A 19,132-nucleotide genomic window follows, 5' to 3' on the forward strand; every position below is an offset into this window, starting at 1 on the left:
TTGTGCTACGTTAATAGACAACCCTCAATAAGCTCTATGCTTTCTGAATTAAAAATGTAATGACACCAGCAACCTCGGATTGATCTAAAATCACATGCCCTCCCGCTTTAGCCCAAGCAGGAATATCCGCTAAAGCTCCTTTATCTGTTACTTGAACTTCTAAGATTTCCCCCGTAACTAATGTATCCATTGCCTTCTTTATTTTCACAATAGGCATCGGACATGACAAGCCTTTTGCATCTAGTTGTAAATTTGACATCATAGTAATCTCCTTTGATCCGACAAAGGGTGTAAGCGATTTTGCCGGTTCCACTTTATTAACTTCAGGAAGGAAGAGTGCCTTCCATTCACGGAATTTACACGCTACAAGCATGCATGCGTACTCATTGCACTTTAGCATACACTATCGGACAGCACAGCGATTTGGTCCAATTTCCATTTCTGTCTGTTCATCTGGTGCAGGTGTTATTTTCCCCATATTTACCTGACGAATCTCTTGATATGCATTTGGCTGTGGAGGTAATTGATCCGTGACAACACGTCTAAATTCCTCGTCACTTTGAATATTTAAACCATGGTTCTGCGCCAATAACTCTCCTAATCGTTTCGCAACCGTTCCATCTGCATTAAGCTCATCAATAATCATGAAATGTGCTGGTAGCACTATTAATTCTTCAGACAATTTGCGATAACGCCTATAAAGTGTTTCTCGTAAATCTCCAACCCAATCTTCAGCAAGTCCAGCTAAATCAGGTCGACCAATTGAATCAATAAATAAAATATCACCCGTTAATAAATAGCTGCCGTCGATGACAAAAGATGTAGAGCCAATTGTATGACCAGGTGAATAGATAGCACCTACATCTATTTTAGAAGCACCGATTTGAACAGTGGCTCCATCAACTAGAGGTGTATAAGGAAAGACAACCTCTTCAGCATCTTTTGGTGGTAAGTAGTAAGCTGCACCAGTTTCTTCTGCTATATGGCGTCCACCTGAAATATGGTCGGCATGTAAATGTGTATCAAAAACATATTTAATTGTAACGTTCTTCTGTTCAGCGAAGCTTGTAAATACATCTGTAAATCTCACAGCATCAATAATCGCTGCCTCACCTTCAGAAATGACCATATATGAAAGGCAGCCCTTTCCTAAACGGACGAATTGATACAGCTCTCCACCACCTGTTAAATCCCCAACTTTAATCGGCTCTAAATATTCACTCCAAGATTTCATGCCTCCTGCTAAATAGGCAACATCACGACCTGCCTCAGACAACATTTCAGCGACCATCAATGATGAGCCTTCTTTGGCACAGACAACTAATACTGTTTGTTCAGCCGGAATTTTAGGTAAAATATCTTCAATCCCATCTAACAACTCAAAGTACGGGATATTTAGGTACTCAAATCGATGTCCCTCCATTTTCCAATCTTCAAATGCCTCTGCATTACGAACATCTAAAATAAACAGCGCTTCATTATTAATGACCTTTTTAGCAACTTGTGATGCACTCCACTTTTGAATAGACATACATTTTACCCCCATAGGTATGATTTCAATGTTTTTTATAGCGGAGAGCTATAGTCACTCCCCACTCTCAAGAACAAATTACTAGAAAGTTAGTGATGGCGCTGCATCTTTGGCAAACTCAAGGAAAGTTACAGCTCCACCTACTTCAATACCGTCAATAAAATCATCTGTTGATAAACCCATGACATCCATAGTCATTTGACAAGCAATAAATTTCACCCCTAGTTCTTGTGCCATTTCCACCAGTTGTGGGATGGCTGGTACATTTGCTTTTGAAAAACCTTTTGCATAATGCTCCGCGCCAGCAGGCATCGGTAGTACATGCATCCCTTGTTTATGAATGAGATTCAGCCCTTCAAACGTAAAGAAGATGGCTACCTCCTTCTCAGAAGCTGCCGCAGCCGTTGCGATATTAAACACTTTATACGCATCAAATAAACCACCATTACTTGCAATGATTGCTACCTTGTTTGACATCTTAAATTCCTCCTAATTAAATGCTTTTTGTTAAATTGCCCGTCCAGGATGTCATCCCCGGCAAGACATTAAATACCTTTGTAAAACCATGTGAAGCAAGCTTTTGTGCAGCCATATCACTGCGTGTTCCTGTACGACAGATGACATAAATCTCCTGCTCTTTATCAAGCTCCGTAAGTCGTGCCATTAGTTCACCCATCGGAATAGATTTTGCTCCCTCAATATGTCCGAAAGCGAACTCTGTCTCCTCTCGTACATCAAGAATCAATCCCTCACGATTGGTAATCTGCTCTAGATCAATCGTTTGACCAAATGTCATCTCTACTATTTGTTCATTTGTACATTTGCGAATATAATGCTTTAGCACACCATCTGTCTCTAACGTACCAATGTATTGATGACCAACCGTTTCAGCCCATGCAGCAATATCCGCTTTCGATCCTTTATCTGTCGCAGAAACTTCTAAAATTTGACCATCCAGTAAATCAGCCATCGCCTTCTTCGTTTTCACTATCGGCATCGGACAAGATAGTCCTTTAGCATCTAGCTGAAAATCAGACTTCATACACCTAACAACCTCCATATACCTACATGGGTATTATTTTTACTAAAAAAATATAGCTATGTTCTATATTTTTACTGCGCCCTCCCAAGCAAGCATACCACCAGCCATGTTGGATACAATAAAGCCATTACTTTCTAGTATTTGAGTAGCACGACCACTACGTCCACCTGATCGACAAACCATAATATACGGCTCATTCTTATTTAATTCATGTAGTCGAAACTCTAATAATCCGAGCGGGATATGAATAACACCTGGAATATGACCAGTCTCTACCTCATCTACCTCTCGTACATCAATAAGATTCAACTTGCTTCCCTGCTCCATAGCTTGTTGAACTTCTTTTGCTGTAATTTCCTTCATTTTTCCTCCTCCTAGTATGCACTCATTCCGCCACGAACATTGGTAACATGCTTAAAGCCTTGTTTTTTTAGTTTCTTACAAGCCTGGCTACTTCGCATTCCACTTTGACAAATGACAATAATTTCTTTGTCCTTTGGTAGTTTGTCAAAGCTTGATCCAAGCGGAACATTTTTAAATTGCGGAATGTTACGTCCCTTATACTCAGCTGGTGTACGCACATCAATAAATACCTTATCTTTATCATTAAGCATATTTTTTAATTGTGCAGCAGAAATTGAATGAATACCTTTAGTAGGCTTCATTCGCCAAATGAAAAACGCTGCGATAAGCGCAATAACAATCCATGTTTCCATGTGATCACTCTCCTTCTTTATACATTTTGGGGTATATCAAAACTATCGACTTTTCACAACTAAATCCATTGCCTCTTGAATAGCGAAATTCACTTTTTCTGCATCACCTTTAGCTGTTGATACACAATCCAATAAATTTTCACTAACAATAACACCTATCGTCTTATCAACCGCGGAACGTACGGCAGATAGCTGCGTTATCACATCCTTACAGTTTTGACCGTCTTCCATCATACGTAAAATACCCCGTAATTGGCCTTCCATACGTTTCACACGATTTGCTGTGTTAGAACCATAAGCCATGCTGTTTGCGCCCCCTCCATAACGATTGATTGAACTTGCTTACGTGATTTATAATATACCCCATAAGGTATATTGTCAACGGGAAAGTCCCTACTTTTTTTCATAGTTCGCTCTTTCCGTCATACCGCTTCACTCATCTCGTTTCAGATTTAATCCATCTCTCAGGATTGTCCGCAAAAAAATCCCTGTTACGAGTTGTAACTCATAACAGGGACCTACACATTATATTATTTAGCTAATTGCATGGCTGGTCCGAAGAATTCATAGTGAATTTTTTCATCTTTCACGCCAATTTCCTGTAAGTTTTTAATAACAGCTTCCATAAAGCCTACAGGCCCACATACATAAACATCTGCATTATTAGCAACTTTTTCTGCTAATAACTCTTTTGTAATAAGCTTATCTTCTTCAGAGAATAAAGCTGTATAGGATGCATTCGGTAGTACCTTTACTTTCTCCTGAATGTCATCGCTGAACGCTACAACTTTCTCATTACGAGCACATTGGATAAAGTTTACTTCATTCACTGCATCATCATGTAAAGATTGCAACATACTGTTTAAAGGTGTTACACCGATACCACCACTTACAAATGTAATTGGTGCAGCCGTTTCTTCTAAAACAAATAACCCAGCTGGAGCACTTACATCAACTAAATCTCCTACTTGTAAGTCATCATGAATATAGTTTGAAACTTTACCATTTGGCGTATGATCGCTTTCTCGTTTTACAGAAATACGATAGCCGTCTTCTGCATTCGCTTGTGAAAGTGTGTATTGACGGTTCATCAAATACTCTTCGCCTGGCACTTTTACACGGATGCTAATATATTGACCTGGTTCATAAGCTGGCAGTGGTGAGCCATCTTCATTCACAAAGTAAACGGATGTAACTAAGTCACTTTCAACAACTTTCTTCGCCACTTTTAATGGTTTAAATAAACGCCATCCACCGTTATTCTCAGTTTTCTGGTATAACTCTTCTTCTACTTGAATGAAAATATCTGCTATAACGCCATATGCCTCAGCCCATGCATTAATAATGTCATCGGTTGCTGCGTCACCAAGTACTTCCTTAATAGCTTTTAATAAGTTTTCCCCAACGATTGGGTAATGTTCAGGTAAAATACCTAAACTACGGTGTTTATGTGCTATAAGCATTACTGCTGGTAAAATTGCTTCTAAATTTTCAATATGAACTGCAGCAGCATAAACAGTGTTAGCTAATGCTGTTTGCTGACGACCTTGTTCTTGGTTCGTGTGATTAAAAATATTTAATAATTCTGGATGAGCTTGAAACATATTTTTGTAAAACGTCTTCGTGATCTCAACACCGTGAACTTCTAATACAGGTACTGTTGCTTTAATAATTTGAATTGTTTCTTGTTTTAACATATCGCTTACCATCCTTTCGTGATTACAATATAACCCTTTCATTTTCTTAAAGCAATATTTTAAATACATCTTTAACAAAATGGACATAATTAATGTATTTTAAATACATCTTTAAAAATGGTTTGAAAATATTATACTTCAATGTAAAAATGCTATAATTATTTTGAATTATAGAAAGTAGGGTGTTCTGATGCGCTTAACTTTATACACAGACTACTCTCTGCGTACTCTTATTTATCTAGGTGCGAAGGAAGATGGTCAATTATCAACTATTCAAGAGATTTCAGATGCTTATAATATATCGAAAAACCATTTAATGAAGGTGACACATCAGCTTGGATTATTAGGGTATATCGAAACGATTCGTGGACGTGGTGGTGGCATTCGCTTAGCCATCGATCCAAAAACCATTACTATCGGTGAAATTGTTCGTCATACAGAAGAAGATTTTCATCTTGTAGAATGTTTCGATAAAGAAAATAATCTATGTAAAATAGCCCCAGAATGTCAGCTGAAAGGTGTTCTGTATGAAGCTTTACAAGCCTATTTGAACGTATTAGATCGCTATACATTAGACGATTTCTTACATTCCAAAGAAAAGTTAATGGCTCTTCTGCTTGGGGAATAAAAATACCCGCTCAACCTTTGTTGAACGGGTATTTCTTTATGAAGATACTTATAATGCCTTTGAAAAGAAAATCATATCTAATGCGCGAATGCCGTTTTCATAAATAGGCTCTGGATAATGGCGGAAGAAATCTTTTTCAATAGCCTCCATGCGAAAGCCTGCTTTTTGATAAAAGGCAATATTATCAATACTTGAGTTGGCTGTTCCAACAAGCACTGTTTGATAGCCTTCCTTCTGGCATATTTCAGTGAGTTGTCGTAATACCTCTTTGCCCATTCCCTTCCCTTGGTACTTTGGCACAATAGCAATATTCTTCAACTCGATCGTTGTATCAGATTGCGCAATGACTAACGCCACCCCCACCAGCAGCTCCCCACACTTAATTTCAAATAAAGTGCCTTTATCTAAGTATTCTCGAACTACCATTTCACTTTCATCAGCTAGCATTAATTGTGGTAAAAAATCTTCACGATTGCCATCTACCTTCTGTAGGGATATTCGATAACGGACAAAATCTTCACGTTCAAAGACATTTAACACACACGGTTGTTTTTCCTTCACCTCCAACCATGAATGCTCCTCTGGATATTTACTTTCCACACCTAATCGAATAAAAGGCAGTTTTTCTTGTGCTTTTTGTGATCGGATATTTACCTTCCGAGCCCCAGCAAAAACCCGTGCTAGTCCTAGCTCGAAAAATGCAATGTCTAAGATAGCTGTTTTGGCTTCAAGATTATAGTCTTTCCCCCAAAATTGGTGACCTAGCCAAGAGCCAATATGACAGCTCTTTTTATCATGATCTATAAACATTAGGGATGTTACACCAATCAGTTGCCCTTCCTCATTCAAAACTACACGAGGAACCGTCTTCCCCTCTTCCTCGTCCACACATTCACGTTTGATAAAATTAATGGTATCTTCTACCTTACCAGCAGGTAACCCGAGGGCATCTCGCACCTGCGGCATAGAAGATAACTCATGCATCGCCTCAGCATATTTAATATCATGCTTCACTAAAGTTACCGCCATCCTCAATTCCCCTTTTACTACTATTTTTTGTTTTCTTTTCATTATTTATATTCCTAATTCATCAATCATACGATAATTGCCAGGACATGCCAAAACGATCTTGAATCCATGCAAACTGTTTAGAAAAACCATAATGATTAAGTGGCATTAATGCTTGGCCGCCTTCTAGCATTTGGGCAACAAAACGGTTTATTTCCTCCTCCGAATCACACTCTATAAAGACTGATGTTGATGGAGTAAACGTAAACTCGTGTTGAATGGCACTATCATTCACCAGCAATTTTAATCCCTTTAAATGGAGGACTGCCATTGCTACCTGTTGTGAATTATCCATATACGCTAAGCTAACAACTTCTAAATCTGGAAACCACTTCTTATATTGTTCAATCGCCTCATTGGCCTGCCCTTGAAACATTAAAAATGGAGTCGCGCTTTTCATCTATTTTTTCACTCCTTCATAATGTGAAATCCATTGCGCAGGGGTTATTTTTGACACAAGCTCACCGATTAAATCAAATGGAATATTTTTGGCATTTGTAAATCGAATACAGCTTTTCCCCATATTTAATTTTGTGGGCACTCGCTTTGCATACTCCTCTTGGAACCAAGAAAGCAATGCTGGATCTGCATAAATACCCATGTGGTAGAGTGCAATATGACGCTTCTGTACAGCTAGGCTAATAAAAGGTAATGGCGTATTCGGTGTCACATGGTAACCCTCAGGATAGGATGTTAATGGTACCACATAACTGACCATTCCATATTGCATTGTTTGTTCAAATCCATCTGGTACATTCGTTTCTACGGCAGCAACAAGCTCACTAAAAGCATCACGCCATTTTTCTTCGACTTGCTCCATATATACATTTTTCATATTTTGCCTCACTTTTATCATGTAGTTTACTACCTTCACTCCTAGCGTAGTCCTCTTTAACACTTTTTGTAAATAATTTACCATCTCATCACTAGAGAACACAAATGAAATAATTCGATTAAATGGTGCTTTAACAGAACTTCTAACTAACAAATCACGAGGTTTATTGATTATAACAACTGCTAATTCAGCCTTCAGTTTAAATTCCTTTTGCCTAGCTTTAACACCATTTTACTGTACCTTTATCTCCTTTTTGGCAGCTAATAATGTACTGATACATTTTCATCTTAGTTTTGTTAGTATACTGAATTATTGAAAATTTGGGTATAAAAAATAAACGCCTGAAAAATTTCAAGCGTTTACGTTATTACCTATTATTTTATTTTTGCAGTCGCAATTATCCCTTTAATGATCGGAATAGCAGTTCCTAATAGGATGACAGGTAAGACCCACCAACCTAACGAATTTGTTTCACCAAGACCAATACGAACCATTTGGAATGATATAAATGCGAAGAAAATAAGACAGAGGTTTTTCACTTCATTTAGTATTTTTCTGCTATTTAAATAGAATGCTTCTACATTGTTTTCATTCAAGCGTGCTGGATAGTTATGCATATGTGGGGCCCTTTCTAGTAGTCCCATGACAATCCATAAAAATAAACCAATGAATGGAAGAATAAATAACTCTACCTTTGAGCCCCATCGATCTACCTCGCCTACACCATTAAAGTGCGCAGGAATTTCATTAGGTAATTCGAACCATGCAAATATAATATAGATGATGGATACAACAAATATACCTCCGCCAATATAATTCCATATTTTCTCTGATTTTGTTTTGGGTAATTTTAAAATTGGTCTATACATTTCCTTCACCCCTATTCATTTCCATTACTCCTTCTACGTAACTACTATAAATAAAGTTTCAAAATTTATGAAAATTGGCTTAATATTCAATAGATATCATTAACCATCTCTATTATTATTAATATTTTATCTATAAAATCTCCTTTTTTTATCACATCACATATAAATTGATATTATCTTCAAACTATTAATTACAGTAAAAATACTCATAATACTTTGTAAAATCCGTATAATCTGATATAAATGATATATATACATATTTCATTATTTTGTAACATTTCTACTAATTACTGAGAAAGGACATTTCAACTATGCGATTTACTATCTACAAGAAATTATTACTCGGTTTTTTTATAGTGATTTTAGTGCTTGTTACGACAATTGGTTTAAATATAAAACAGCTAGATTCTGTAAATAAGACCTATCGTACATTACTGGAGGAACAAACAACTAAATCAATCAGTATTCAGGAATTACGAGTTATTGCAAAACAAGAAATTGTTAGTATGCGTGGCTATTTACTGCTTGGAGACAAGCAAAATTATCAAAGCAATCAGGACTCTCGCGAGGAATTTAAGCAAAAATCTGAAGAGTTGATGGCTACTTTAGATTCTGATGAATCAATAAAATTCTTAGAGGCTATTAACAAAAGTGAGCAAAGTGTCCAACAATTCGCTGACCGTATGTTTGCGTTAAAGGCTGAAGGAGAAACTGAAAAGTATGAAAAACTTGATAGTACTCAAGGACGCCTAATCATTAAACAGTTTGATGAACGCGTTGAAAACCTTTCAAATTATCAAAGTGACTATATTGATAAAAAAATGGCTGCTACATCAAAACAAATTCAAGATATTAAACTCCAAATGCTTCTACTTGGGGTCTTTGCTGTTGTCATAAGTCTGATAATTGCAATGGTTGTAGGAAGCCTAATGTCCCGCCCTATTAACGGCATGGCTAAAGCTGCTAAAAAAATAGCGGAAGGCGACTTAACAGCCGAACAAATTCGTATTAAAAACCGTGATGAGGTGGGTGACTTAGCCCTTGCCTTTAATCAAATGGCTGCAAATTTAAAGGATTTAATTACAAATGTCCGTCAAAACACAGTGCAAGTTAGTGGCTCTGCTGCTGAGTTAACAGCAAGTGCAGACCAAACTATACAGGCTACAGAACAAATCACTTCTTCTATTCAAGAGGTTGCTAGTGGCTCTGAAGCCCAAGGAAAAAATGCCTCAGAAAGCTCTGAAGCGATGAAAAATATGACAAAGGGCATACAGCAATTAGCTTCTACGACGGCTGCGGTTTCTGAACTGGCAATCGAAACGAATTCAGAAGCTAAGAAAGGCAATGATTCATTACATCGTGTCATTTCTCAGATGACAACAATTAATACAGCCGTCTTAGAGTCGGCAAGTGTTGTGAAAAATTTAGATGAACATTCTATTGAAATTGGCAATATTATTGGGATTATTACGGATATTGCTGAACAAACAAATTTATTAGCACTTAATGCTGCAATTGAAGCGGCTCGTGCAGGCGATCATGGGCGTGGTTTTGCCGTTGTTGCTGATGAAGTGAAAAAGTTAGCAGAGCAATCGAAAAAATCCGCGGAGCAAATTGCTACTTTAATTTCTGAAATTCAGCAAGATACAAATCGTGCTGTGACCGTGATGGATACCGGTATGCAAGAGGTTCAAATTGGTATGAAAGTTGTAAAAGTAGCAGAAGAAGGCTTCTCTAAAATTGTCGAGCTTATTGAACAAGTTTCCATGCAAATCCAAGAAGCTACAACCGTGTCGGAGGAGATGTCATCTAGTGCAGAGCAAATTTATGCTTCCTTTGATGAAATAGCAACGATTGCACAAATGTCCTCATCTAATTTACAAAATGTCGCTTCTGCCTCAGAAGAACAATTGGCTACTATTGAAGAAGTGGCAGCTTCAGCAGCTACCCTTTCAAATATGGCAGAAGAGCTTCACACGCAAGTTTCTCGTTTTAAATTAGATTAAATAAAAACTGCTCATTTTCTGAAGGTTTATTGCCTCTAGAAAATGAGCAGTTTTTTAGTTATATATTTCTATGTACTGTACTTTACACTTAGCATAAGAAGCATTTCAATGACGGCAGCTTCCTCGCTAGGAACTTGTAATGTAGCCATTTCACGTACCTGGTGCTCTCCTACACAGACACTTTCCTTCGCCTTCAAAAACATAGAAGCATCATTTGCATCATTTCCAAATGCAATAAACTCCCCTGCAGCAACACCCAATTTAGATAAGCCGTTCCATTTATCAATACCATTAGGACTTATATCCACAATATTTTCTGAAGCATGCTCATACAGACTCACCGGAAGCTTTTGTAGTTCAGACAATACAGCTTCTCGCTGTTCCCCTGGAAATAACACTACCTTTACAATGTCATGAATATCCTGCAATGCTACTTTTTTTGCCGCTTTTAAAGGATCTAGATTTCGATAAATTGGATGATCCTCACTTCCTGTATAAGCATAATCCCAATGACTATCTACTAGATATGGTAATTGAAAAGCGGTAATAATCTGCCGAATACCCTCCACTATTTTTGAAGCAAAAGCTGTCACCTCAATTGTTTCTCCATCACGAGCAACAAATGCCCCGTTACCACCTACCATTGGATATGCTCTCATTGATTCTGGTAATACCGGTAATAGATCACGTATTGGTCTTGCAGAGGCAAACATCACTTCATGTCCATGCCGTCTACATGCTTCTAAAGCATTGATGATTCCTTCACTTAACGGTTTCCCTTTAAAACAAATAGTCCCATCTAAATCAAAGACAAATTTCATGGTGTTTCCTTCCTTTCATGATGTTCAATTACTCCATTATTATCTCACAGAAATTACTATTTTTAGTGGTTTCCTATACATTTCACTAAATATCAAATGATTAATAAGATACACATCGCTTAAGACAGAATTAAAAAAATTTTTAGAATATTATTGACAGGAAGTTAATATCCAAGTATTATTGCTTTCAACAACACATTGCAGGCCAAGATTGGAAATAGTAAAAGTGATTGTGTACTTGTAGAGAGCCGATGGTTGGTGTAAATCGGTAGACACACATTTTGAACTCGTCCATGAGCTACTCCCTGAACATAATAGTAAGGGATGTCGGTTTCCCCCGTTAACAGGATAGACAGTGATAGCTGTCGATAAGTGGACTTTTTCTGTAATGAGAAGGTCAATTAGAGTGGTACCGCGAGCATAAACTCGTCTCTATTTTTATATAGAGATGGGTTTTTTTATTTTTTTAATGACTTTGGCCTACGTGTAGATTTTAGATACTAATTACGACAAAAGGAGTGTTTGAGAATGGGAAGAAAAATTTGGGTGTTTGATACAACTTTACGTGATGGCGAGCAAGTGCCTGGTGCAAAGCTAAATCTATATGAAAAAGTAGAGATTGCACAGCAACTGAAAAAACTAGGGGTCGATATTATCGAAGCTGGATTCCCCGCTTCATCACAAGGTGATTTTGATGCTGTCAGGGCCGTAGCTGAAAAGGTCGGCAACACGAACGACATCATGATTACAGCATTAGCACGTGCAGTGAAGGCAGATATTGATGCCGTCTATAACGCTGTAAAATATGCAGAAAATCCAATGATTCACATGGTACTTGGAACATCCGACATTCATGTGGAGAAAAAATTCAGCAAATCAAAGGATCAAATTCTACAAATTGGTGTAGATGCTGTGAAGTACGCTAAATCATTATTGCCGCAAGTTCAATATTCCACAGAGGATGCGTCTCGTTCAGATTTTGAATATCTTTGGAAAACAATCGAAGCTGTTATGAAAGCTGGCGCAACTATGATTAATGTTCCTGATACGGTTGGCTTTGCAGAACCAGAAGAATTTGGAGAGATGATTTTTAAATTAAATGACCGTATGAAAAATTTAAACGATAGCGTTCTTCTAAGCGTTCATTGTCACAATGACCTAGGGATGGCAACGGCTAATACACTTGCTGCCATTAAAAATGGGGCGGATAAAGTGGAATGTACAATCAATGGTATCGGTGAACGTGCAGGTAATGCTGCATTAGAGGAAGTTGTCATGGCGCTAAAAACTCGTAGCTCCGTCTACAACGCTGAGACACGTATCAATACAAAAGAGATTATGAATACTTCACGCCTTGTTTCTAGCTTTATGGGTCTAGATGTCCAGGTCAATAAAGCTATTACGGGAGATAATGCGTTTGCGCATTCTTCTGGTATTCATCAGGATGGTTTGCTAAAATCTCGTGATGCTTATGAAATTGTTCACCCTGAAGATGTAGGTCTTGATGATATGGAGCTAGTACTAACAGCTCGCTCTGGTCGCCATGCAGTAAAAAATGCCCTTGAAAAATTAGGGTTTACTAATCTTTCTACAGATGAATTTGAAGGCATTTTTGAAGGCTTCTTAAAGCTAGCGGATGCGAAAAAGGAAGTATATGATCACGACTTATACGTTATTGTGGAAAGCTATTATGAAAAACATGATGCCAATAATAAAAATGCCACACATTATAGTGACCAATTCTTTGATATCGACGATCTACAAGTCGTCAGCAATACTAGCTTTCCTTCTGCAAGTGTGAAAGTTCGTAAAGGCGGCGAAGTCTTTAAAGCAAGTGCAGTAGGCTCTGGCCCAATCGATGCCTTATATTCAGCCATTGCAGAAATTACAAACATAGATATAAAACTAGTGGAATACAATATCAATAGTGTTTCACGAGGCAAAGAGGCTTTAGGTAAGGTGAAAATTACGATTGAGTATGATGGCGAAAAGTATATTGCCAAAGCAGCTGATACAGATATTCTAAAGGCAAGTGCCCTAGCCTATATTAATGCTATCAATAGCATTGTTGTAGCAAAATTAACACCTGTGATGAATTAAATTGAATTGAAAAAAGCAGTATGACGTATGTGAACTACCCCGTAAAAATTAGACATCAATCTATCTTTTTGGGGTCAGATCATATGAGTCATACTGCTTTTTCAAATCTAACGACTGTCCCTCACTAATTTTTGATACTCTTCTTCAATTCGTTCAATGTCAAGACGGTCAAACAAAGGAGCTACTGCTTGAATCATTTGAGGCAATTCTACTTGTTCATGCCACATCATTTCCTGTATGCCTAACATATTCCTTACCTTCTCTGCTGAAAATGGTAAGAAAGGATGCAGTAGCTGTCCTAAATTAGCAATAATATAGACACAGGTTGCTAGTGTACGATTACTAGCCTCCACATTTTCTTTTACTTGTTGCCATGGCTGTTGTACGTCAAAATAGCGATTAGCCCCTCGAATATACTCAAAAATGGCTTCTAACGCTTGTTTAAAATGCCCTCCTTCAATCAGCCTGCCCGCTTCATTAAACAGCTGAACGGTTTGTTTACGAATATTGCTATCTACTTCAGCCTGTGGCACCTGGCTGGCAAAGGATTTCTCAATAAACTTCAATGTACGATTGACAAAATTACCATAGGCACCGAGTAATTCACTATTATGACTGTAAATAAATTCTCGCCATGAAAAATCAGTATCACGGTTTTCTGGCGCATTCATCGTTAAGAAGTAGCGAATGGCGTCTGCGTCATAACGACTTAAAATATACGGAACCCACACAGCCCAATTTTGACTAGTTGATAATTTTCGTTTTTCTAATGTTAAATATTCGTTCGATACGATATGTGTTGGTAATGCTTGCGCCCCAATTCCCATTAAAATAGCTGGCCAAATAACCGTATGGAAAGGAATATTATCCTTCCCATGGACATAATACGAAATGGTCTCTTCATTCCATAAATCTTCAATCGCTATTTGATGCTCTTTTGCCCACTCTAGACTTGCTGATAGATAACCAGCTACTGCTTCAATCCATACATATATTTTTTTCCCTTCAAAGCCTGGCACTGGGACATCTATGCCGTTTGGTAAATCTCTTGTTACTGCTCGGTCAGGAACCCCTTCTGCCAAGTAACGCTCCGTTAAACCTAAAGCATTATCTCGCCAACGTTTATGGGCCTTCGCTTCTGCCACATAAGACTCCAATCTACCTTGAAATTGACTAAAGGTAAAATAAAAATGCTCTGTCTCACGAATAACAGGCTCATTGCCACATATTTTGCAACGTTTATCTATTAAATCCAGTGGGTCTAAGATTTCTGAGCAGTTATCACATTGATCTCCCCTTGCTTTTGCACCACAATTTGGGCAAATTCCTTCAACAAATCGATCGGGTAGAAATTGTTGATCCGTCTCACAGTAAGCCTGTTCAATTTTCTTTTTGTATAAAAAATTGTTAGCTAGTAGCTGTAAAAATAGGCCCTTTACGGATTCATGATGGTGTTCTGCATCTGTTCTAGTGTATAAATCATAGGTAAATCCTAAATCACGAAAGCACTGCGTAAATTCAGCATGATAGTGATTGGCAATGGCCTCTGTTGTTGTATTTTCTTGTGCTGCACGAATAGAAATAGGTGTACCATTACAATCACTGCCTGATACATATAAAACCTGCTCACCTTTTTGTCGGTAATATCTAGCCAAAATATCACCTGGTAATAGTGCGGCAACATGCCCTAAATGCAAAGAACCATTTGCATATGGCCAAGCGCCTCCAATAACAATTGTCATTCTAGTTTGCTCCCCTCACTAAAAAATGGTAAAAAAAAAATCGTCCTAATCAAATCTGATTAGGACGAGTATACCCGTGTTACCACCTATATTTACAAATAGCTCACACTATTTTTCTCCATCAGTACGTCTCCATTCAAAATGAGAGATACTGCCGCTGTTGTAACGAGTGCCCATCTCGTCGTAATCTACTTGCTAAAAAGCTTTCGGTACGAAGCTCAAAGGTCATTTTCAAAAGGGTTCATTTACCTCATTTCCACCAACAGAGGCTCTCTACAAAATGCTGCTCCAATTTACTTTTCCTTTTCAATGCTTTTCCTATAGGATTGGCACTATTTTACGCTTTCTAGTGATGAAATGCAATCATTGTCGTTAAATCAACTCTATTTTTCGATAAAGATTAAAATTTAAGCGATTAATTGAATGTGATGTTTAATAACGCTGTTAAATCATCTATTATAATGTCTGCCTTTTGCAATTCGTTATCCTGTGCAAAGTCAAAACGAACGCCTATCGACTGTAGTTGATTGTCATGTGCAGCCTGAATATCCGACGAACGATCTCCCACCACTACCCCGTTCTCGATTTCATTTTCTTCTACAACTCGTTTTACTAGATCTGATTTATGCCCACTTGCAATAGATTGAATGCTGTAGATTCCCTTTATAAAACGCTCTAATTGATAGGTTTCAACAATCGCCTGTAAATAGTCAACCTGTCCATTACTCGCTATGTATAACGGATAATTCTCTGATAATGTTGCAAGAGTTTGTTCAGCATGTGGATATAAAGCTCCCTGATGATTGCGTATTTGCTCAATCAGCTTTACATGGAACAAAACATTGCTCTCTTCACGTATCTCTATTGCATGCATAGGACATAATGTTTCCCACACAACAGGTAAAGGAACGCCCATTATTTCTCTGTATTTTTCTATCGGTGTTTCTCCTTGCCACAAGCCACTTGTCCGTAGCACATCAAATGTTGCGTCGAGCGCAGGCTCTAATATAAGATTTGTTTGAAATAACGTGCCATCCATATCAAAAATAAAAGCTTTGTTCATAGAATCACTCCCTGATTAATTATCAAAAAACGTCATGTGAGGCTTTTCCTGCTTATAATAAGCCAAACGATCTTGCAAAGTTCCTGTATGAAATTCAAATTTATGACCATCAGGGTCTGTAAAGTAAATCGATTTTTTGTCCTTCTCATCTCTTTGACGCCCTGTTAAAATATTGACCTTTAATTGTAGCAATTTATCATACATTTTGTCATAGTTATCCTCACAAATAGTAAAGGCGATGTGGGTATAGGAATGATGGATTTCATTCCGTGGTATATCCCTCTCTACATTCAGGGCGAGCCACAGCCCATTTACATCAAAATAGGCTGTGCTTTTCCCCTTTACTAGCAATTTTGCATCGAAAACATTTTCATAGAATGCGATGGATTCCTCTAAATTGGATACAGAAAATAGTAAATGATTAATATGTTGAATGGTCATAACTAAGCTCCTAATGCTTATTTTTTACCTTTTTTTATTCCTTTAGAAATCTGCTTCCATTTACGTTGCTCCTCAAGTTTCGCCTGTGCATTGGTTTTGCGTTCCATATAAGCTAATTCTCTTTGGAGCTTAAAGTAGCTTTGGAGGCGATATTGATCCAACTCTCCATCAACAATAGCTTGCTGGACAGCACAATAAGGCTCTTTTTGATGAGTACAATCACGATAACGACAAGCTGTTGCTAGTTCCTCAATATCTTGAAAGCTTGAAGCTAAACTATCACCTTGATCCCATAATTGAAGCTCACGCATCCCTGGTGTATCGATTAAACAGCCCCCATCTGGTAATATGACTAACTCTCGATGAGTAGTTGTATGACGACCCTTAGCATCTTCCTCACGAATACCAGCAACCTTCATCAGCATCTCCCCACACAAAGCATTTGTTAAGGTCGACTTCCCTGCCCCTGAAGAGCCTAGCAATGCCCCTGTCACTCCCTCCGTGAACAATGTCTTAATTTCCATTAAGCCTTCGCCCGATAAAGCACTCGTCACAAAAATATCTACACCAAATGCTACAGACTCAACTTCTTGTACCAAGCTTGCAGTATCCTCACATAAATCTGCCTTCGTCAGGACAATCACTGGCCTTGCCCCTGAATCCCAGGCAGCTACTAAATATCTCTCCAAACGTCGAATATTAAAATCAGCGTTCAAGCTCATAACAAGTAACACGATATCGACATTTGATGCGACAATCTGTTCTTGAATTTCAGTTCCTGCAACTTTACGTGAAAATACAGATTTTCGTTGGAATAGCTGATGAATAATTGCTCGTTCCTCACCGGGCATTTTCTCTACTAGCACCCAATCACCAACTGCTGGATAGTCCTCCCGAGCTAAAGACGTATACGCATAATGACCAGCAATTGTCGCAAGCCATTCGCCCTCTTCGGCTAACACTCGGTAAGAATGCTTATGCTCTAATGTAACCCTTGCAGGCACACAATTCTTCAATTTAGGCTGTTTTTTCATTTCCATCATTTGCTCTTCAAAATACGTTGTAAAACCTACTGTTGTTAAATTCAATTTATTTTCCTCCTAAACGTACATATCCTTGACGCCTCAGCGCAATGTCTGTAATATCCGCCAGAGACTCTATCGTCATTCAGCATTTTTTGAACCACGAAAAAAACCTTGTAGCTGCAATTCGGCAGTTACAAGGTTTCACAGGCACGTTTAAAAGATACACAAATACCCCGAGTTATAGCACGGCGTCACTTTGTATATTTTAGGCGTGTGAAATGGAACAAACCGAATTGCAGTTCGCTAAAAATAGATCTATTCATCATGTCACATCACCTTCTTTCCATTTAGTTGTTATCAATATAGCTAAATTTTCAGAAATTGTCAATTATAATCTTATAAGCATTTATTCTAATCCTTGACGCATAGAATGAACAAGACCACTAAATGCGAGGAGATGTTGAATTGCCTAAAATCATTTCTATTAGCACACATCAACCACCTTACACATTACAGCAATCAAATGCAGAGGAACTAACGAAAGAGCTTTTCTATGCAAAAATCCCAAAACTAGAGCGCTACTTAAAGGTTTTTGAAAATGGTGGCATCGACACCCGCCATTTTTGTGTTCCATCAGAATGGCATCGTACGAATCACTCCTTTGAGGAACGCAATGATTTATATATTGAATTAGCTACACAATACAGCGTGAACGTCATCCAGGCATGTTTAGAAAATGATGCTTTTTTATCTTCACCCATTTCTCCCGAAGAGATTGATGCTATCATTTTTGTCAGTAGTACTGGCATTTCAACACCAAGCATTGATGCGCGTGTGATGAATAAACTTCCCTTTTCAGATCGACTGAAACGTATTCCACTATGGGGGTTAGGATGTGCTGGCGGAGCAGCAGGTGTAAGTAGAGCCTTTGATTTTTGTAAAGCCCATCCACATGCGAAGGTGCTTGTCGTTTGTGTCGAGTTATGTAGCCTCACTTTTCAGCCAAATGATTTTTCTAAAAGTAATTTAATCGGTGCTTCTCTTTTTGCAGATGGTGCTGCTTGTATTCTCGTTTGCGGAGACGACTTAACCATCGATACGAAAAAAACAACACCTTCTATTTTGGCAACAGGCTCTAAATGGATGCCAGATTCAGAAAATGTGATGGGTTGGAATGTAAAAAACAATGGACTTCATGTTATTTTTCAAAAAAGTATTCCTGCCATTATTACTAATTGGCTTGGACCATTCATTGAAAAATTTTTAATGGAACAAGGACTATATAGTGAGCAACTTACTCATTTCATCGCTCATCCTGGAGGGAAAAAGGTTTTAAAAGCTTATGAAGATACACTTTATTTGTCTCCCCAAAAAACCGACATTTCTCGGGAAATATTGCGCCAACATGGCAATATGTCATCACCAACTGTGTTGTATGTATTAGAGCAATTTATGCTACATGAAGGACAAGTGGAGGATACAGGTTTACTCGTCGCTCTTGGCCCTGGTTTTTGTGCAGAAGCTGTATTATTAAACTGGAGGGAGTAA

At 38.0% G+C, this 19,132-nt stretch carries 21 protein-coding genes and 2 other annotated features; of the genes, 4 read left to right on the top strand and 17 right to left on the bottom strand.

Going from position 1 to position 19,132, the window contains the following annotated elements:
- Nucleotides 1-34 precede the first annotated feature (34 nt).
- From MHI04_RS20625 to hmpA, 8 genes are all read right to left on the bottom strand, one after another.
- Nucleotides 35-262 carry a sulfurtransferase TusA family protein gene (locus MHI04_RS20625; protein ID WP_342535136.1) on the bottom strand — a complete coding sequence of 76 codons (228 nt, stop codon included), beginning with the start codon at nt 260-262 and terminating at the stop codon, nt 35-37.
- A gap of 141 nt (nt 263-403) precedes the next feature.
- Nucleotides 404-1,531 (bottom strand): MBL fold metallo-hydrolase, encoded by a 1,128-nt coding sequence (locus MHI04_RS20630; RefSeq protein WP_342535137.1) that lies wholly within the window; start codon nt 1,529-1,531, stop codon nt 404-406.
- Nucleotides 1,532-1,612: 81 nt separating this feature from the next.
- Nucleotides 1,613-2,008, bottom strand: a complete 396-nt coding sequence (locus tag MHI04_RS20635; RefSeq protein WP_036128567.1) for a DsrE/DsrF/DrsH-like family protein — start codon at nt 2,006-2,008, stop codon at nt 1,613-1,615.
- A 16-nt stretch (nt 2,009-2,024) separates the two neighbouring features.
- Nucleotides 2,025-2,573 carry a sulfurtransferase TusA family protein gene (locus tag MHI04_RS20640; RefSeq protein WP_036128569.1) on the bottom strand — a complete coding sequence of 183 codons (549 nt, stop codon included), beginning with the start codon at nt 2,571-2,573 and terminating at the stop codon, nt 2,025-2,027.
- Nucleotides 2,574-2,636: 63 nt separating this feature from the next.
- Nucleotides 2,637-2,936: a rhodanese-like domain-containing protein gene (locus MHI04_RS20645; protein ID WP_036128571.1), complete on the bottom strand. Its 300-nt coding sequence runs from the start codon at nt 2,934-2,936 to the stop codon at nt 2,637-2,639.
- Nucleotides 2,937-2,947: 11 nt separating this feature from the next.
- Nucleotides 2,948-3,289: a rhodanese-like domain-containing protein gene (locus tag MHI04_RS20650; RefSeq protein ID WP_036128573.1), complete on the bottom strand. Its 342-nt coding sequence runs from the start codon at nt 3,287-3,289 to the stop codon at nt 2,948-2,950.
- Between the two features lie 42 nt (nt 3,290-3,331).
- The gene (locus MHI04_RS20655; protein WP_036128575.1) at nt 3,332-3,592 is read right to left on the bottom strand and encodes a metal-sensitive transcriptional regulator; all 261 of its coding nucleotides are present in this window, start codon (nt 3,590-3,592) and stop codon (nt 3,332-3,334) included.
- A gap of 227 nt (nt 3,593-3,819) precedes the next feature.
- Entirely contained in the window at nt 3,820-4,986 is a 1,167-nt protein-coding gene (gene hmpA / locus MHI04_RS20660) for an NO-inducible flavohemoprotein (protein WP_036128577.1), read from the bottom strand.
- A gap of 190 nt (nt 4,987-5,176) precedes the next feature.
- Between hmpA and MHI04_RS20665 the strand changes: the two genes are divergently transcribed.
- Entirely contained in the window at nt 5,177-5,614 is a 438-nt protein-coding gene (locus tag MHI04_RS20665; RefSeq protein WP_330493692.1) for an Rrf2 family transcriptional regulator, read from the top strand.
- Between the two features lie 48 nt (nt 5,615-5,662).
- On the opposite strand, the gene MHI04_RS20670 is transcribed toward MHI04_RS20665, so the two are convergent.
- The 4 genes from MHI04_RS20670 to MHI04_RS20685 all read right to left on the bottom strand — a co-directional run bounded on the left by MHI04_RS20670 (nt 5,663) and on the right by MHI04_RS20685 (nt 8,386).
- The gene (locus MHI04_RS20670) at nt 5,663-6,643 is read right to left on the bottom strand and encodes a GNAT family N-acetyltransferase (protein WP_058843905.1); all 981 of its coding nucleotides are present in this window, start codon (nt 6,641-6,643) and stop codon (nt 5,663-5,665) included.
- 61 nt (nt 6,644-6,704) lie between these two features.
- Nucleotides 6,705-7,082: a VOC family protein gene (locus tag MHI04_RS20675; protein WP_089933750.1), complete on the bottom strand. Its 378-nt coding sequence runs from the start codon at nt 7,080-7,082 to the stop codon at nt 6,705-6,707.
- Nucleotides 7,083-7,517: a DUF1801 domain-containing protein gene (locus MHI04_RS20680; RefSeq protein ID WP_170829872.1), complete on the bottom strand. Its 435-nt coding sequence runs from the start codon at nt 7,515-7,517 to the stop codon at nt 7,083-7,085.
- 374 nt (nt 7,518-7,891) lie between these two features.
- On the bottom strand, nt 7,892-8,386 hold the full coding sequence (locus MHI04_RS20685) for a DUF1648 domain-containing protein (RefSeq protein ID WP_036128585.1): 495 nt from the start codon (nt 8,384-8,386) through the stop codon (nt 7,892-7,894).
- Between the two features lie 311 nt (nt 8,387-8,697).
- On the opposite strand from MHI04_RS20685, the gene MHI04_RS20690 reads away from it, so the two are divergent.
- Complete coding sequence (locus MHI04_RS20690; RefSeq protein ID WP_330493691.1) at nt 8,698-10,392, top strand: methyl-accepting chemotaxis protein; 1,695 nt, start codon at nt 8,698-8,700, stop codon at nt 10,390-10,392.
- 68 nt (nt 10,393-10,460) lie between these two features.
- On the opposite strand, the gene MHI04_RS20695 is transcribed toward MHI04_RS20690, so the two are convergent.
- Nucleotides 10,461-11,213 (bottom strand): HAD-IIB family hydrolase, encoded by a 753-nt coding sequence (locus MHI04_RS20695; protein ID WP_330493690.1) that lies wholly within the window; start codon nt 11,211-11,213, stop codon nt 10,461-10,463.
- Between the two features lie 198 nt (nt 11,214-11,411).
- Nucleotides 11,412-11,650, top strand: a binding site (T-box leader).
- Nucleotides 11,651-11,741: 91 nt separating this feature from the next.
- Here MHI04_RS20695 and MHI04_RS20700 point away from each other — a divergent pair.
- Entirely contained in the window at nt 11,742-13,313 is a 1,572-nt protein-coding gene (locus tag MHI04_RS20700; RefSeq protein ID WP_101966891.1) for a 2-isopropylmalate synthase, read from the top strand.
- Nucleotides 13,314-13,420: 107 nt separating this feature from the next.
- Here MHI04_RS20700 and metG read toward each other — a convergent pair whose 3' ends face one another.
- From metG to rsgA, 4 genes are all read right to left on the bottom strand, one after another.
- Nucleotides 13,421-15,055 (bottom strand): methionine--tRNA ligase, encoded by a 1,635-nt coding sequence (gene metG, locus MHI04_RS20705; protein WP_342535139.1) that lies wholly within the window; start codon nt 15,053-15,055, stop codon nt 13,421-13,423.
- Nucleotides 15,056-15,112: 57 nt separating this feature from the next.
- Nucleotides 15,113-15,374: a binding site (T-box leader), on the bottom strand.
- 96 nt (nt 15,375-15,470) lie between these two features.
- Nucleotides 15,471-16,118, bottom strand: a complete 648-nt coding sequence (locus tag MHI04_RS20710; protein WP_342535140.1) for an HAD-IA family hydrolase — start codon at nt 16,116-16,118, stop codon at nt 15,471-15,473.
- Between the two features lie 15 nt (nt 16,119-16,133).
- Nucleotides 16,134-16,559, bottom strand: coding sequence for a FosM family fosfomycin resistance protein (gene fosM, locus MHI04_RS20715; RefSeq protein WP_342535141.1), 426 nt, complete (start codon nt 16,557-16,559; stop codon nt 16,134-16,136).
- 17 nt (nt 16,560-16,576) lie between these two features.
- Complete coding sequence (gene rsgA / locus MHI04_RS20720; protein WP_342504359.1) at nt 16,577-17,647, bottom strand: ribosome small subunit-dependent GTPase A; 1,071 nt, start codon at nt 17,645-17,647, stop codon at nt 16,577-16,579.
- A gap of 402 nt (nt 17,648-18,049) precedes the next feature.
- Between rsgA and MHI04_RS20725 the strand changes: the two genes are divergently transcribed.
- Nucleotides 18,050-19,132: a 3-oxoacyl-[acyl-carrier-protein] synthase III C-terminal domain-containing protein gene (locus MHI04_RS20725; RefSeq protein ID WP_036128609.1), complete on the top strand. Its 1,083-nt coding sequence runs from the start codon at nt 18,050-18,052 to the stop codon at nt 19,130-19,132.

This window comes from Lysinibacillus sp. FSL K6-1151, from assembly GCF_038630755.1.
Lineage (GTDB): Bacteria > Bacillota > Bacilli > Bacillales_A > Planococcaceae > Lysinibacillus > Lysinibacillus fusiformis_D.

What these genes read in the sequence shown, in the direction of transcription:
- MHI04_RS20640 (WP_036128569.1), bottom strand. Translation starts at nt 2,573, where the DNA reads ATGAAGTCTGATTTTCAGCTAGATGCTAAAGGACTATCTTGTCCGATG.
- MHI04_RS20670 (WP_058843905.1), bottom strand. Translation starts at nt 6,643, where the DNA reads ATGGCGGTAACTTTAGTGAAGCATGATATTAAATATGCTGAGGCGATG.
- MHI04_RS20700 (WP_101966891.1), top strand. Translation starts at nt 11,742, where the DNA reads ATGGGAAGAAAAATTTGGGTGTTTGATACAACTTTACGTGATGGCGAG.
- MHI04_RS20630 (WP_342535137.1), bottom strand. Translation starts at nt 1,531, where the DNA reads ATGTCTATTCAAAAGTGGAGTGCATCACAAGTTGCTAAAAAGGTCATT.
- MHI04_RS20645 (WP_036128571.1), bottom strand. Translation starts at nt 2,936, where the DNA reads ATGAAGGAAATTACAGCAAAAGAAGTTCAACAAGCTATGGAGCAGGGA.
- MHI04_RS20625 (WP_342535136.1), bottom strand. Translation starts at nt 262, where the DNA reads ATGATGTCAAATTTACAACTAGATGCAAAAGGCTTGTCATGTCCGATG.
- hmpA (WP_036128577.1), bottom strand. Translation starts at nt 4,986, where the DNA reads ATGTTAAAACAAGAAACAATTCAAATTATTAAAGCAACAGTACCTGTA.
- MHI04_RS20665 (WP_330493692.1), top strand. Translation starts at nt 5,177, where the DNA reads ATGCGCTTAACTTTATACACAGACTACTCTCTGCGTACTCTTATTTAT.
- MHI04_RS20650 (WP_036128573.1), bottom strand. Translation starts at nt 3,289, where the DNA reads ATGGAAACATGGATTGTTATTGCGCTTATCGCAGCGTTTTTCATTTGG.
- fosM (WP_342535141.1), bottom strand. Translation starts at nt 16,559, where the DNA reads ATGACCATTCAACATATTAATCATTTACTATTTTCTGTATCCAATTTA.
- MHI04_RS20690 (WP_330493691.1), top strand. Translation starts at nt 8,698, where the DNA reads ATGCGATTTACTATCTACAAGAAATTATTACTCGGTTTTTTTATAGTG.
- MHI04_RS20655 (WP_036128575.1), bottom strand. Translation starts at nt 3,592, where the DNA reads ATGGCTTATGGTTCTAACACAGCAAATCGTGTGAAACGTATGGAAGGC.
- MHI04_RS20635 (WP_036128567.1), bottom strand. Translation starts at nt 2,008, where the DNA reads ATGTCAAACAAGGTAGCAATCATTGCAAGTAATGGTGGTTTATTTGAT.
- metG (WP_342535139.1), bottom strand. Translation starts at nt 15,055, where the DNA reads ATGACAATTGTTATTGGAGGCGCTTGGCCATATGCAAATGGTTCTTTG.
- MHI04_RS20695 (WP_330493690.1), bottom strand. Translation starts at nt 11,213, where the DNA reads ATGAAATTTGTCTTTGATTTAGATGGGACTATTTGTTTTAAAGGGAAA.
- MHI04_RS20685 (WP_036128585.1), bottom strand. Translation starts at nt 8,386, where the DNA reads ATGTATAGACCAATTTTAAAATTACCCAAAACAAAATCAGAGAAAATA.
- MHI04_RS20710 (WP_342535140.1), bottom strand. Translation starts at nt 16,118, where the DNA reads ATGAACAAAGCTTTTATTTTTGATATGGATGGCACGTTATTTCAAACA.
- MHI04_RS20675 (WP_089933750.1), bottom strand. Translation starts at nt 7,082, where the DNA reads ATGAAAAGCGCGACTCCATTTTTAATGTTTCAAGGGCAGGCCAATGAG.
- MHI04_RS20680 (WP_170829872.1), bottom strand. Translation starts at nt 7,517, where the DNA reads ATGAAAAATGTATATATGGAGCAAGTCGAAGAAAAATGGCGTGATGCT.